The organism is Streptomyces sp. NPDC056628 (genome assembly GCF_042792555.1).
Taxonomy (GTDB): Bacteria; Actinomycetota; Actinomycetes; order Streptomycetales; family Streptomycetaceae; genus Streptomyces.
The window spans coordinates 504,775-519,127 of record NZ_JBHTWG010000001.1 but is presented as its reverse complement, the minus strand read 5'-3'; the positions used below and the strand labels follow the sequence as shown (position 1 = coordinate 519,127).

At 71.3% G+C, this 14,353-nt stretch carries 10 protein-coding genes; 2 read left to right on the top strand and 8 right to left on the bottom strand.

Translation table 11 applies throughout. The annotated features are described in order from the left end of the window. Positions 1-2 precede the first annotated feature (2 nt). The 5 genes from ACFRAC_RS02285 to ACFRAC_RS02265 form a co-directional block, all read right to left on the bottom strand. The gene (locus tag ACFRAC_RS02285) at positions 3-1,085 is read right to left on the bottom strand and encodes a hypothetical protein (RefSeq protein ID WP_382919619.1); all 1,083 of its coding nucleotides are present in this window, start codon (positions 1,083-1,085) and stop codon (positions 3-5) included. Positions 1,086-1,173: 88 nt separating this feature from the next. Then, on the bottom strand, positions 1,174-1,770 hold the full coding sequence (locus ACFRAC_RS02280) for a hypothetical protein (RefSeq protein WP_361339294.1): 597 nt from the start codon (positions 1,768-1,770) through the stop codon (positions 1,174-1,176). A 162-nt stretch (positions 1,771-1,932) separates the two neighbouring features. Next, complete coding sequence (locus ACFRAC_RS02275) at positions 1,933-3,219, bottom strand: glutamate-5-semialdehyde dehydrogenase (protein ID WP_382919617.1); 1,287 nt, start codon at positions 3,217-3,219, stop codon at positions 1,933-1,935. Between the two features lie 94 nt (positions 3,220-3,313). Beyond that, positions 3,314-3,769 carry a hypothetical protein gene (locus tag ACFRAC_RS02270; RefSeq protein WP_382919919.1) on the bottom strand — a complete coding sequence of 152 codons (456 nt, stop codon included), beginning with the start codon at positions 3,767-3,769 and terminating at the stop codon, positions 3,314-3,316. A gap of 223 nt (positions 3,770-3,992) precedes the next feature. Next, positions 3,993-5,399, bottom strand: a complete 1,407-nt coding sequence (locus ACFRAC_RS02265; RefSeq protein ID WP_382919615.1) for a polysaccharide pyruvyl transferase family protein — start codon at positions 5,397-5,399, stop codon at positions 3,993-3,995. 210 nt (positions 5,400-5,609) lie between these two features. Between ACFRAC_RS02265 and proB the strand changes: the two genes are divergently transcribed. Both proB and ACFRAC_RS02255 read left to right on the top strand, forming a co-directional pair. Further along, positions 5,610-6,716: a glutamate 5-kinase gene (proB, locus tag ACFRAC_RS02260; protein ID WP_382919918.1), complete on the top strand. Its 1,107-nt coding sequence runs from the start codon at positions 5,610-5,612 to the stop codon at positions 6,714-6,716. Between the two features lie 119 nt (positions 6,717-6,835). Continuing rightward, positions 6,836-8,878, top strand: coding sequence for a hypothetical protein (locus ACFRAC_RS02255; protein WP_382919613.1), 2,043 nt, complete (start codon positions 6,836-6,838; stop codon positions 8,876-8,878). Here ACFRAC_RS02255 and ACFRAC_RS02250 read toward each other — a convergent pair. From ACFRAC_RS02250 to ACFRAC_RS02240, 3 genes are all read right to left on the bottom strand, one after another. Continuing rightward, positions 8,850-10,019 (bottom strand): glycosyltransferase family 2 protein, encoded by a 1,170-nt coding sequence (locus tag ACFRAC_RS02250; RefSeq protein WP_382919916.1) that lies wholly within the window; start codon positions 10,017-10,019, stop codon positions 8,850-8,852. The genes ACFRAC_RS02255 and ACFRAC_RS02250 overlap by 29 nt on opposite strands. A gap of 271 nt (positions 10,020-10,290) precedes the next feature. Further along, positions 10,291-12,339 (bottom strand): hypothetical protein, encoded by a 2,049-nt coding sequence (locus tag ACFRAC_RS02245; RefSeq protein WP_382919915.1) that lies wholly within the window; start codon positions 12,337-12,339, stop codon positions 10,291-10,293. A gap of 147 nt (positions 12,340-12,486) precedes the next feature. Further along, positions 12,487-13,986 (bottom strand): SDR family NAD(P)-dependent oxidoreductase, encoded by a 1,500-nt coding sequence (locus ACFRAC_RS02240; RefSeq protein WP_382919611.1) that lies wholly within the window; start codon positions 13,984-13,986, stop codon positions 12,487-12,489. Between the last annotated feature and the right edge of the window lie 367 nt (positions 13,987-14,353).

Sequence of the window (14,353 nt, the reverse complement as noted above, 5' to 3'; positions counted from 1 at the left end):
GCTCACACCTTCGGCTGGGACCCCGGCGCCAGCGAGCCGCACAGGGCCGTCGCCCCGCCGGTGGCGTAGGGGTCGGTCCCGGCCGGTCCGCCCTCCTTGGCGGTCTGGCCGGCCAGCAGCGGGTGGAGCCGGTTCACGGAGTCCTCGGCGCAGGACAGCGGTCCGGCCTGGACGTAGGAGACGACGAGCTGAGCCTGGTGCAGCCGCAGGTCCTCGCGGTCGAACCGGAACTGCAGCTCCCGCCGCAGGGTGAACAGCGAGGCGTCGGCCTTCCGTCCGCCGGTGGCCTCGCGCACGGGGCGCAGGGCGTAGACGAAGGTGTGGTCGGCGGTGACCTCCAGCGTGGTGGCGTCGGTCTCGGCCGCCTGGAGGGTGCCCTGCACCCGGATCCTGCGGTCCGCGAGTTCCGCCTGGGAGGCGTCGAAGCGCACCAGCCATCCGGTCGGCGCGTGCCGTCCGTCCGGGGCCGGATGGGTGAAGCTCCGGTCGAACTGGTCCAGTTGGTCGGAGTCGAGGAGCACCCGCACCGGGCGGGTCTGGTCGCCGGTCAGCACCTCGGGGTAGAGGGCGGACCGCACGATGTAGTCCTTGGCGATCGACAGCGCACCCGTGACCTGGCTGTCCGAGAAGTGCGCGGTGCGCCGGGCGGCGGGCAGCGGGATGCCCTCGGCGCCGATGCGGAACTGCGCGGCGGGGCTGCGCGCGTACAGCAGGTCGGTGTCGCCCGCTCCGGGCACCTCGCCGCGGGGGGCGAGCGGGATGACGGTCATCCGCAGCGGCTCGGCGGGCGGCCCGGAGCCGTCGGGGGTCTGGTAGGGGTGCCGTACGCCCATGTAGATCGCGGTGCCGAAGGCGACGGCCATCAGCAGGACGAGGACCAGGGCCTGCCGGGACAGTCTCTTGCGCAGCGGCGGGAGGCGGCGGACGGCGGGGGCGTGGTCGGTGATGCGCTCCCGGGCGGAGAACTCCTGGAGGCGGGCAGCCTGCACGAACGATTCGTCGAAGACGACGGACCGGTATTCGTCCTCGCCACCTCCGGGGCCGCCTTCGGGTGTCCCCTCCGGTGGGTCTCCTGACCCTCCCATATCTTCAGGGTAGGTCTCGCGGAGCCTGGGTAAACGCCCGTCCACAGGCCAACTTCTGACAGGTTCTCACCAGATTCGGCCGGTCGGCCTAGGGGGTGCGCGGGATCGCCGAGACGGCCGGCCGGGAGTAGTCGGCGGAGGCCGAGGGCACCGGTCCGCCGTCCTGCTCCAGTCCGGTGGTGGCGGGGACCGGCGCCTGGTCGCCACTGCTGGAGGAGGCGCCCCGGTAGACGGCGGCGAAGGCCAGCGCGACCATGCCGACGCCCATCACGACGGCGAGGACCCAGGCGACCGGGCGATGCCAGCGGACCTGCTTGCCGAACGCCCCGGAGCCGCCGTAACCGTCCTCGGGGAGGTCGCGGTCGTACAGGTCGTCGAAGTCCGGGTCGTGGCCGAAGCCGGTGAGCTCGCCGTAGGCCTCGTCGAACCGGTCGCCGCGGCCGACGGCCCGGCGGGCCTCCGCCTCGGAGGCCTCGGCTCTCGCCTGAGCGGCGGCCAGGAGGCGCTCGACGGCGGTCGGCTCGTGCACCACGGCCGCACGTACGAAGGCCTCGTCGAAGACCACGGAGGCGAACTCTTCGTCCGACACCCCGCGGTCGTGGTCGTCGTCGGGCTCCCAGCCGTCCGGGAACGGCGTGCCCCCCACGTCCTCCGGCACGGATCCAGAGTAGACCTGGGGGGTCATTTTGGGCAGACGGTATGGAAATTCATCCGCCTGCTGAGACGCCTTTCCCGTGGCACGGACGCGTGCACGGGGCGCGTGTCGGACGCATATGCCCCGGCCGTGCGCCGGGCGCCCCCGAGGACCTCGCGGGCGCCTGACGGCCGGGCCGGAGAGGGCCTCGGATCAGCGCCGGATGTGCCCGTCGCCTGTGACGATGTACTTCGTGCTGGTCAGCTCGGGCAGTCCCATCGGACCGCGCGCGTGCAGCTTCTGGGTGGAGATGCCGATCTCCGCGCCGAAGCCGAACTGACCGCCGTCCGTGAACCGGGTGGAGGCGTTCACCGCGACCGTGGTGGAGTCGACCAGTTGGGTGAAGCGGCGGGCGGCCTGCTGCGAGGTGGTGACGATGGCCTCGGTGTGGCCGGAGGTCCACAGGCGGATGTGCTCGACCGCCCGCTCCAGCGAGTCCACGACCGCGGCGGCGATGTCGTACGAGAGGTACTCGGTCTCCCAGTCCTCGGCGGTCGCCTCGACGACGGTGGCCTTGGAGTCCTTGGCGTACGCCATGACCCTGTCGTCGGCGTGCACGGTCACGCCGGCCTCCGCGAGGGCGTCCAGGGCGCGCGGCAGGAACTCCGGCGCGATGTCCTGGTGGACGAGGAGGGTCTCGGCGGCGTTGCAGACGCTGACGCGCTGGGCCTTGGAGTTGATCAGGATGTCGATGGCCATGTCGAGGTCGGCGTGGGCGTCGACGTAGACGTGGCAGTTGCCGGTGCCGGTCTCGATCACCGGGACGGTGGACTCGGCGACGACCGTCTGGATCAGCGAGGCGCCGCCGCGCGGGATCAGCACGTCGACCAGGCCGCGGGCCCGCATCAGCTCGCGCACGCTCTCCCGGCTCTCGCCCGGCACCAGCTGCACGGCGTCGGCGGGCAGCCCGGCGCCGCCGACGGCGTCACGGATCACCCGGACCAGCGCGGAGTTCGACTCGTACGCGGAGGCCGAGCCGCGCAGCAGCACGGCGTTGCCGGACTTCAGGCAGAGGGCGGCGGCGTCCACGGTGACGTTCGGGCGGGCCTCGTAGATGATCCCGACGACGCCCAGCGGGACGCGGACCTGGCGCAGGTCGATGCCGTTGGGCAGGGTCGAGCCGCGGACGACCTCGCCGACCGGGTCGGGCAGCGCCACGACGTCCCGCACGTCGGAAGCGATGGCCCGGACCCGCTCGGGGGTGAGGGTGAGCCGGTCGACGATCGCCTCACTGGTGCCGGCCTCGCGGGCCTTGGCGATGTCCTTGGCGTTCGCCTCGACGATCTCGCTGGTGCGGACCTCCAGGGCGTCCGCGATGGCCAGCAGCGCGTCGTCCTTCTCGGCCCGCGGCAGGGGGGCCAGGTCGGCCGCGGCGGCCTTGGCGCGGTAGGCGGCCTGGGTGACCGGGGTCATGGCGTCGTACGGGGAGAGCGAGGTCATGGAAGGAAGGGTAGTGCGCCCGCAGCGCGGTAACCGTGCGTGTTCCGCACCGCGAGACGGGACCCGCGGGGCGCCTCCCCGGCCCGGGTGGCGGTCAGAAGGGATGGACGCCCACCGGTGTGGCCGGAAGCGGTCCGTACCCCTCGGCGAGGCGCTGGTGGTAGGTCTCCCGGTCGATGACCTCGAGGCCGACGATCTCCCACGGCGGCAGGCCCGCGCTCTGGCGGTGCTCGCCCCACAGGCGCAGCGCGACGGCGGCCGCGTCGTGCAGGTCGCGGGCCTCCTCCCAGTAGCGGATCTCCGCGTGGTCGTTCGCGTACCGGCTGGTCAGCAGAAAGGGGTGGTCGTGGGCCAGCTGTTCGAGCGAGCGGCGGACGTCCTTCAGCGGCGCCTCCTTGCCGGAGACGCTGAGGGTGACGTGCCACAGGCGGGGCAGGTCCTCGGGCTGATCGAACCGGTCGCCGGCCGCGACGCTCGTCAAGGCGCGCTCCTCACCGGCCGCGCGGGACGAGCCCCCACCGGCACTGCGGGGCGCCGTCCCAGGGCGCACTCGTCTCACGACGGCCTCCTTCACGCAGTGACCGACCGGACGGTCGGCGGAATGTGTCCGTGAGACAAAGTTGAGCAGGCCGCAAGGGCTCGCGGGGCGGTTTTGCGGAACGTCCACCTCATGACGACGTTCACAACGGGGTGTTCCCCCTGTTTTCGGCCGTCCGGCACGGCGGCGGGGCGTGCCGCCCGCCGGACGGCAGGCGGGACTCCACGGACACGGCCTAACGGCCGGACTGCAGCGCCCTACGGATCGGGGCGCCCACCACCCGCCGCGCCCGCCGGTAGACCGACGTCGGGAGCGCCCCGCCGCCGGTCGTGGTCCTGGCCAGGTCGCGCCGCAACCGCTCGTTGTCCTTGGCGAGTTCACCGACCCGGCGCTGCAGGAAGGCGAACCGGCCGGCCAGCGAGGCGAGGTCGGCCTCGTTCCAGGGGCGGATGCCCGCCGGGAAAGTCAGCGACCGCATCCGCTCGTCGAAGGCGGCGCCGCCGTCGCCGTGCGTGAAGGTGTTCTCCAGGCCGTTGCGGTCCAGAAACGCCGTGAACCGCTCGAAGCGGTCCTGGTGGCCGCTCATCAGGGAGCCGAAGTCGGCCTCCTCGTACAGCGACGCCGGGTCCAGGTCCTCGGGCAGTTTGTCGATCCGGCGGTGCGGGATGCCGAAGTACCGGCACAGCTCCAGCGTCCGCGAGTCCCCGCACAGCACGGTCGCCGGGGTGCCGGCGAGCAGCGCGGCGATGTTGCCGTGGATGCGGGAGCCGAAGGAGAAGTCGAAGCCGCGCAGGTCGTCGATCCAGGTGACCGGGTCGATGTAGACGCGGACCTTGTCCTCCTGGTACATCGGGTGTTCGGGATGCGTCGGCATCGCGGTGACCAGGCCGTTCGGGTCGGACAGGTCACGCCAGTACAGCTGCCGGGCGTCGCTGAGGTTCTGCCCGATGAAGCGCAGGTGCGGATAGCGCGCGTGGGCCCGCTTCAGGACCCGGTCCAGACCCTGCGACTTCACGGCGCTGTGCGAGCCGTTGACGGCGATCCGGGAGCCGGGGCCGAGGGCCGGCTCCTTCTTGGTGATCGTGAGTTCCTTGCCGTACAGGAACAGCGACGGGCAGCCGATGACCTCGACGTCCCGGAAGCCGAGGTCGTTGAGGTACTTCTCGGTGAACTCGCCGCGCACGCCGATCGAGGCGCTGCGGTCCAGCACCGCGGAGACGAACGCGCGCACGGCGGGCTCGATGCCCTTCAGCCGTGCCGCGTTGTAGCCGAGCCCGGCCTGCGCGCCGACGCCGACCACGACCACGGGGATGCGCAGCCTCTCGATCAGCCGGGTGAGCCGCGTCAGCTGCGCCTCGAACGACGGCCGGAACGCGTTCGCCAACGGGATGACGAAGGCGTCGAACTCCTCGTTGATCCGGCCCGCCGCCGAGACGTCGGTGCGGATGCCGTTGGAGACGACTTCCGTGCGCGGGGTCTCGAGGATCTTGTGGGTGGCGTCACTGAAGATCAGGTTGCCGGAGTTGGTGGCGATGACGTCCTGTTCGAGCGCCTCCTCGACGGGGACGACGTCGTAGGGAGTCTTGCCCGAACGGATGAGAAGACGCCGTGTGCTGCGGTGATCCTGGGGAGCGTGTGACACGACGTCACCCTAGATTTACCGCATCTTTGATTTCCATAGGCAACCGGCGCAACCTTTTGGCCGTACGCGGGTTGTGAGCAAGCGGTTACCGCCCGCCCTGTCCGGGAGCTGGAATGCCCGAGCGCCCCACGATCCCCTTCGCGTAGATTGCCGGAAGGGGAAACCGGCGCACGAGGGAAAAGAGCAGCGGTGGCAGGGGCAAGGCAGGCCGTGCACGAGGCCCGCAGGATCGTCGTCAAGGTGGGCTCGTCGTCGCTGACCACCGCGTCCGGCGGCCTGGACGCCGACCGGGTGGACGCGCTGGTCGACGTCCTCGCCAAGAGCCGCAGCGGCGGGGAGCGGGAGATCGTCCTCGTCTCCTCCGGCGCCATCGCCGCCGGCCTCGCCCCGCTGGGACTGCGCCGCCGCCCCCGGGACCTCGCCCGCCAGCAGGCCGCCGCGAGCGTCGGCCAGGGCCTGCTCGTCGCCCGCTACACCGCCTCGTTCGCGCGCTACGGCGTCCGCGTCGGACAGGTGCTGCTCACCAGCGACGACATGAGCCGCCGCGCCCACCACCGCAACGCCTCGCGCACCCTCGACAAGCTGCTGGCGATGGGGGCCTTCCCGATCGTCAACGAGAACGACACCGTCGCCACGGACGAGATCCGCTTCGGCGACAACGACCGGCTCGCCGCCCTCGTCGCCCATCTCGTCCACGCCGACCTGCTGGTGCTCCTGTCCGACGTGGACGGCGTGTACGACGGCGACCCCAGCAGGCCGGGGACCTCGCGGATAGCGGAGGTGCACGGTCCGCAGGACCTCGCCGACGTCGAGATCGGCAGCGCCGGCAAGGCCGGCGTCGGCACCGGCGGCATGGTCACCAAGGTCGAGGCGGCCCGCATCGCCGCCGCCGCCGGTATCCCCGTGGTCCTCACCAGCGCGGTCCACGCCGCCGAGGCGCTGTCCGGCGGTGACACCGGCACGTACTTCCACGCCACCGGCAAGCGCTCCGCCGACCGCCTGCTCTGGCTCCAGCACGCCTCCACCCCGCAGGGCTCGCTGACCCTGGACGACGGCGCGGTCCGCGCGGTCGTCGAACGCCGCAAGTCGCTGCTGCCGGCCGGGATCGCCGCCGTGGAGGGCGAGTTCAGCGCGGGCGACCCTGTGGAGCTGCGCGACCGCACCGGGCACGCGGTCGCCCGCGGCCTCGTCAACTTCGACGCCAAGGAGATCCCCCAGCTGCTCGGCCGCTCGACCCGCGAACTGGCCCGGGAGCTGGGCGCGGAGTACGAGCGGGAGGTCGTCCACCGCGACGACCTGGTGCTGCTGACCCCGTAGGCGCCCCACGGCATCACGATCACTCCAGGGGCGCTCGGCGGTACGAGCGTGTCGTCTCCGGGTCACCGCGCGTTGAACCGGACGCACGACGTCCCGCGCCGACCTTGGAGTGACCCGCGTTGCCCGCACCCCTGTCCCGCGTCCCGGCGGGAGCACTCGTCACGGCCCTGCTGGCCGCCGCCTTCTGCGTCCAGGCCGGCGCGGCGCTGCGCCCGCACGTCCCGCTGCTGCTCGCCGCGACGGCGGTGTCCCTGGCCGTCGAGGGGGTGCTGCTGCGCTGGCAGCGCGTCGTGCTGACGGCGTTCGCCAAGTCGCACGCGGACATCACCGTGCGCCACGTGCTGCGGGACCTGCTGCTCGTCGTGGCCCTGCTGCGGCTCGGCGAGCAGCAGGAGCCGCTGTACACCCCGCTCGTCGGGGGCCTGCTCGCCTTCTACGCCCTGCACTGCGCGATCCAGGCCGTGTCGGTGCTGGTCCGCCGCACCCGCACGCTCCCGGTCGTCACCCGCAACATCGACGCCTCGGCGCTGCGCCTGTCCCCCGCGCCGCCGCTGCTGCTGCGCCGCCCCGGCCCCCGTCTGCTGCTGTTCGGGCTGCCGGCCACGCTGGGCCTGCTCGTCACGGCGGCCAACGGCGATCCCCGGTGCGCGGCCCTCGGTGTCGCCCTGTCCCTGGGGCTGGCCGTCCTGGGCCTGTCCGACCTGCTGCTGCGGCTGCTGCCGAGCCGCCGCCCGGTCGGTGAGCGGCAGGCGCTGGAGTGGCTGGACGCCTGGCTGGCGGAGTACCGGCCGACGGCCGGGCTGTACTTCTCCGGCGGCGCGTCGTCGGCGTACCAGGCGAACATGTGGCTGGAGCCGCTCGCGAAGCTGGAGGGCCGGCCGCTGATCGTGCTGCGCGAGCGGTTCATGGTGCAGAAGATCGCGCCGACCGACGTGCCGATCCTGTGCCTGCCGAAGGTGTCCACGCTGCTGCGCCTGGAGGAGTCGTCCCTCCAGATCCTCATCCACCCCTCGAACTCGGGGAAGACCTCGCAGGTCCTGCGCATCCCCACGCTGAAGCACACCTTCGTCAACCACGGGGAGAGCGACAAGCTGTCGTCCTGCAACCCGTACGCGAAGGCGTACGACGAGGTGTGGGTGGCCGGGCCCGCGGCCCGTGAGCGGTACGCGTACGCCGAGGTCGGCGTCGAGGACAAGGACGTCGTGGAGATCGGCCGCCCGCAGCTGGACGGCGTACTGCCGTACCAGGGGCCGCCCACCGGGCCCTGGACGACGGTGCTGTACGCGCCGACCTGGGAGGGCTGGGACGGCAACCCGGGCAACACGTCGGTGATCGAGGCCGGCGAGAACGTGGTGCGGGCGCTGCTCGCCGACCCCGGGGTGCGGGTGCTGTACAAGCCGCATCCGCTGACCGGTTCGGTGGATCCGCGGGCCGGGGCGGCCGACGAGCGCATCCGTGAGCTGATCCGGGCGGCGAACCGGGAGCGGGCCGTGCCCCGCCCCCGCGACACCGGGGAACTCGCCACGCTGACCCGGGAGCTGGACCGGCTGACGACGCTCGCCGGGCGGCCCGGCGCCGACCAGGTCGAGCGGATGCTGGTCCAGTCGGCACCAGAGCCGGGGCGGGCCGAGGCGGTGGCGCGGGTCACGGCCGCCTGGGAGGAGGCGTACTGGGCGTCGCTGCCCGAGGGCGAGCACCAGATCGTCGTCGACGCCCGGCCCACCCTGTACTCCTGCTTCAACCAGGCGGACCTGCTGATCAGCGATGTGTCGAGTGTGATCAGCGACTTCCTGGCGAGCGGGAAGCCGTACGCGGTGGCGAACACCAGCGGTCTGGCGGAGGACGTGTTCCGCAAGACCTTCCCGACCGTGCGGGCGGCGACCGTGCTGACCGTGGACGCGGCCGGGGTGCCCGGTCTGCTCGACATGGTGCGGCAGCCCGGGAAGGACGAACTGGCCGGGGAACGGGCCGAGTTGAAGCGGCACCTGCTGGGCCCGGACGAGCCGGCGGCGCAGGAGCGCTTCAACCGGGCGGTGCGGGCGCTGTGCTCCGCGGCCCAGGTGCACCGTGCGCGGATGGCGGAGCGGATGGCGGCGGAGGTCCCCACCGAGATCCCCGACCAGCGGCGGTCCGCTACACCGCCGCAGCGCGCCCACCCGTAGCGGCGGCGGATCTCAGCAACCGCCGCGCCTTGCGCGCCGCCCTCCTCAGCAGCGAGCCCGCGCCGCCCTCCCGGTATCCGGGGTAGGCGCGGGCCTCGCGCGCTTCCGCGAGGTACACCGAGTCGGGGACGCCGGCCGCGGCGTCGCGGAAGTGCGGGTAGGCGAGGTAGAGGCGGCGGCCGCCACGCTCCAGGAGGGCCGCCGGCTGCTTCTTGTCCTTGAGGAACCTCGCCACGGACAGCAGGAGTTCGGGCCGCTGCTCGGCCACGAGGTGCAGCCGCAGCCGCTCCTCGACCTTGAGCCGGCCGGCGATGCCGGGGGTCCAGTAGGCCTCCATGAGGGGCTTGGCCAGTTCGAGCTTGTGCCGGCGGACCTCTGCGCTGTCCTTGGCGAACCGGGGCCCGAACTGCGGGAGCAGCGTGACGACCAAGGGGCGCGTCATGAGCAGGTCGCGGCGCTCGCCCGCCGGCAGGTGCTCGGCTATCAGGTGCATCAGGGCACGCGCGGAGTCGAAGCGCAGTTCGTAACCGCCGCTCTTCGTCACGTGCTTGCCGTCGTCGCGGCCCACCAGGTAGTAGCAGGTGTAGTCGGCGATCACGGAGACCCCGTCCGCCCGCAGGTACGCCTCCATGGTGAACAGCGCGTCCTCGCCGGTCCACAGCGACTCGTCGAAGCGCATGCCGTGCCGGGTCAGCAGTTCGCGGCGGAACAGCTTCTGGGCGCTGAGCGTGAACCGGATGTTGGAGGAGAAGACGTCGGTACGGTCCAGCGTCCGGCCCCACATCGACTTGGGCGCACCGCGGTTGACGCCCTCGATCCGGCCGAGCACCACATCGGTGCCGTTGCGGTCGGCCATCGCGACCATGCGTTCCAGCGCCTCGGGACCGAGCCGGTCGTCGGCGTCCAGGAAGAACACATAGCGTCCCGTGGCCTTCCCCAGACCGACGTTGCGCGGGCCGCTCGGGCCTCCCGAGTTCGCCTGCCTGATCACGGTCACCGGCATGGCCGACCGGGCCGCGAACTCCTCCAGATACTCCCCCGTGCCGTCCGTCGAACCGTCGTCGACGGTGATGACCTCGATGCGCCCCGGGTCGATGGTCTGTGCCTCGACCGACGCGAGGCACTCGACCAGATACGGCATCGCTTCGTACGCCCCGATGATCACTGACACATCAGGCTGCGCCACTTTTCCCCCTCGTCAATGGGATATTCCCCCTGTATCGCCTCATTCGCTACCTACTAGACGGCCGACCATGACGGACGGTTGCCTCAAAGGCGCATTTTGGTGAGTCAGATCACAATGCGGAGGCGGGACGGGAAATGACCGGGCGGGAAAAGTAAGAGATTCGAAAGAAAAGGCGCGGCCCCCGAGGAAATGTTTTCCTCGGGGGCCGCGAGAGGGCTTTTCCGGGCTAGGCCGTCACATCGTCCCCGGCCGCCGCGACCCGCTGTGCGGGTACGGCCGGCACTCGCGACTCCTGCCCGACGTTGCGGGTCTCGGCCTTGATGGCCAGGTCCGCCACCGCCGCGTTGAACTGCTCGATGGATGTCGGCTCGTCCGGGCCGAGCAGGTAGCGCTTCAGCTCGGTGCGGTCGGCGGCCAGCGCGTCGGCGGACGGGTCGCGGACCGCGTCCAGCAGCTCGCCCAGCGGCTCCGCCCGGTTCGACAGGATCGTCGCGGCGCGCACGGCCGTGTTCTGCCGCTTGAACTCCTCCACGCCCAGCTCGGCGGAGTCCGTGACGGCGTACGGCTTGCCGCTGGCGATGAAGTCGGAGACGACGCTGGAGATGTCGGAGACCATCGCGTCGGAGACGTTGAAGCAGTCGTACAAGCGCGGCTCGGCGCCCGAGATGACGCGGTGCTCGTGGGCCGGGAAGGAACGCCAGTACGCGGCGTTCCACTCGGCGCGCAGCCGGGCGACCTCCTCGTGCCGGGCCGGGTCGAGCAGCCCGTCGCGGGTGGCCTCGGCCTCGTCGCCGCTGGTGCCGGCCTTGCCGGACAGCTCGGCCAGCCGTGCCTCGATCCGCGTCAGCTCGGCCTTGGCGGCGGCCTGCGCGGCCGTGTCGGCCATGTCGGCGGTGAAGCGCGGGTCGGCGGCACGCTCGGCGGCGGCACGCTCGACGAGGGCGGTGATCCGCTGGTGCGCGGCGCCGGCCTCCTTGCTGACGGTGCCGGTGAAGGGGTGCGGCTTGTACAGGACGCGGACCGGCGGGTCGGCGGCGACGAGCTTGCGCACGATGTTCTCACCGGCGAGCACGATCGAGGTGTTGCCGGGGTTGCCGTCCCAGCCCTCCCAGGTGGGGGCGTACAGCACGGTCGGGACACGGCCCTCGGGGACGCCCTGCCAGGTCTGGATGGGGGCGAGCTGCGGGCGGCCGACCTCCACTATGTCGTCGTCGCGGACGCCCACGTCGGCTATGGCGTAGCGGTCGCGGCCCGCGCGCCCGGCGGTCCACACCTCGTCGTACACCTTGCTGAACGGGTTGACGCTGGCCAGCTTGTCGCTGTCGCCGTGGCCGATGAAGACGTGCTTCATGGTGGGCACGCGCAGCAGGTGGATGTTCTTGCCGACGTTCGCCGCGTACAGGGCGACCCGCACGGTGCTCAGGTCCAGGTTCATCAGGTGCACACCGCCGGGCACGCAGACGACGGGGACCGTGGTGGGCGCCAGGTTCGCCAGGATGGCGCGCTCGCGCAGGATGATCAGCGGCTTGGTGTCCAGCTGCTCCATGGTCTCCAGCCACATGTTGACCTGGTACGCGGAGTCCTTGGAGCCGGAGAAGTACAGCACCGTCTCGGGCCGGTACGCGCGCAGCCAGTCGTCCATGGCGGCGAGGACGAGCTCGACCCTCGGCGGGACCTTCCGGCCGCGCACGTACGGCATGAGCGCGAGGACGTAGAGCAGACCGAGGCCCACCGTGATGCCGATGCCGACGAAGCCGACGGCGGACTTCTCCAGCCAGGCGGAGACGAGGATGCCGGCGACGGCCGCGAGGTCGAGGTGCAGCATCTTCTCGGCGGAGCGGTGCAGCAGCCGGCGCGGCGGGGCGTCCGGGATGCGGATGCGCGAGGCGAGGTCGACGTTGCGGGTGGCGACCGGCATCCGGCGCCGGTTGCGGATCAGGGTGACCAGCGCGCCGTGCGGGGCCTGGAGGCCGTAGAAGGCGATGAAGCAGGCGATCGCGCCGTAGTAGACCAGGTTGTCCGCCAGGCTCAGCCGGGCGAGCAGCAGGAGCAGCAGGAGCTCCCTGATCAGGAAGCGGATCGACAGACCGGCCCGGACCTTGCTGAGGCGGTTGACCAGGTAGCTGCCCTTGCGGTGCAGATAGTGGTCCGCCAGGTATGTCACGGCGGCCGCCGCCGCGAAGGCGGGAATGCTCGGGACGAGCGCGGCCAGCATGAGTGCCGGGAATCCCAGCATCATGAGGACCGCCGCGGCCAGCTCGGCCGCGCTGCCCACCCGGGCGACGCGAATAGCGGTGGATATCACGGAGAACCTGCTCAGGGAGAGGGGCCGGTCTGAAGAGGGAAGGACTCAGGCCCCTGTGAATTCTTTGTGAACAAAGAATCGCAGAGGCCTGAATTCCATAAGGCTATTGACGGCTGATTATGCCACGCCGTCCTGGCGGTCCAGAACACTGGCCAGTGCCTGCTCGAAGCCGGACGCCTTGCCCGCCGCCGCGGTCGGGTCCTGCTGGCGGACGTCGATGACGTGTCCGGTCAGCTCGGAGAGCAGGACGTCGAGCGAGGTGCGGGCGACGGCCTCGGAGGAGAGCAGCGAGCCCGCGGGCTCCTGGCCGAAGGCCTTGGTGCGCATCGGGGTGGCGGTCCGCTCGGGGTTGATGCAGTTCACGCGGATGCCGTCACCGGCCCACTCGTCGGACAGCGCCTGGGTGAGGTTGACCATGGCGGCCTTGGTCGAGGAGTAGAGGCTGTACTCGGCGCGGCCGCGGGTGTAGCTGCTGGAGGTGTAGAGGAGCAGCTGGCCCTTGGTCTCGGACAGGTACTTGTACGAGGAGCGCGCGATCTGCACGGGGGCCAGGTAGTTGACCTTCAGCGCCTCCTCGATGGTGGCGTTGTCGGTCTCGGCGAGCTTGCCTATGCGCAGCACACCGGCGGTGTTGACGACGTAGTCGATCCGGCCGGTCTCGCCGTACGCCTTGGACAGCGCGTCGTCGACCTCCTCCGGGTTCTCCACGTGGGTGCCGGTGGTGGAGCGGCCCAGCGCGTAGACGTTGGCGCCGTAGGACCCTGCGAGCTCGGCGATGTCCTTGCCGATGCCGTACGAACCGCCGAAGACGACGATGGTCTTGCCGGTGAGCAGCTCGCGGTACGCCTCCTCGCTCACCTGCTCGGGGGCGGCGGTGGAGGCGAGCTGGAACAGCTTGTCGGCGATGAAGACGTCGACGGGCTGAGTGACCTTCATGTTGTACTCGTCACCCGCGACGACGTGGATCGGCACGTCCGGCAGGTACTTGAGCACGACGGAACAGTCGTCCGTGGCCTGGAAGTTGGGGTCGCCGGCGGCCACCTCGTAGGCGCGCTTGATCGTGGACAGCTTGAAGGCCTGCGGGGTCTGGCCGCGGCGCAGGCGGGAGCGGTCCGGGATCTCGGTGATGAACTCGCCGTCCTCACCGTGGGTGCGCGTGACGATGATGGTGTCCGCGGACGGGATGGCGACGTCGACGGCCTGGAAGCGCCCCAGCGCGATGACGCAGTCGTCGATGACGCGCTGCGAGAGCAGGGGACGCACGGCGTCGTGGAAGAGGACGTTGCGGTCCTCGCCCTCGGCCAGGCCCTCGCCGAGGGCCTCGATGGCGCGCTCGGTCGTCTCGTTGCGGGTGGCGCCGCCCTCGATGATCTTCTTGACCTTCGTGAACCCGGCCTTGGCGACGATCTTCTCGATGTCCGGGACGTATCCGGGTGCCATCAGCACGATGACGTCGTCGATCGAGTCGGCCTTCTCGAAGGTGGTCAGGGTGTGCTCGATGACGGCCTTGCCGGCGATCTTCAGCAGCTGCTTGGGGATCGACAGACCCACGCGCTGACCGGTTCCACCGGCCAGGATCACTGCGGTGGTACGGGGCTTGGCTATGTGCTGGGACACAGGTGACCTACCTTGTGGCGACTGGGAACTTCGAAATGGTCCCACTTGGGGTTACCGCAGTGCAAGGTGAGCGTCCTCGGCCGCATATGTGCGCGCAACCTGTCATTCACCTTGTACCCATGGTCCTTGCCGAGAGGCCCTCCGAAGGTCCCTGGAATTGCTGTGAGTAACGGCACAGGCTCACCGCGGCCCTGGCGCGGGCGCTTCGGGCCATGGTGTCCGGGCGTTCCCACGGGATCCCTGGACGATGTCCCCCGAACCGTACGCGACGTGGCGGCCGCGCGGGGGCCCGCGGGCCCCCCCCCCGGGGGGGGGTATCCCCCACCCGGCCGGAAGAGGCCGCCCCACCCGCGCCCCCCCCGCCCCC

Excerpts from the sequence above, each read along its gene's own strand:
- ACFRAC_RS02285 (WP_382919619.1), bottom strand. The coding sequence starts at position 1,085 with ATGGGAGGGTCAGGAGACCCACCGGAGGGGACACCCGAAGGCGGCCCC.
- ACFRAC_RS02280 (WP_361339294.1), bottom strand. The coding sequence starts at position 1,770 with ATGACCCCCCAGGTCTACTCTGGATCCGTGCCGGAGGACGTGGGGGGC.
- ACFRAC_RS02275 (WP_382919617.1), bottom strand. The coding sequence starts at position 3,219 with ATGACCTCGCTCTCCCCGTACGACGCCATGACCCCGGTCACCCAGGCC.
- ACFRAC_RS02250 (WP_382919916.1), bottom strand. The coding sequence starts at position 10,019 with ATGCCGTATCTGGTCGAGTGCCTCGCGTCGGTCGAGGCACAGACCATC.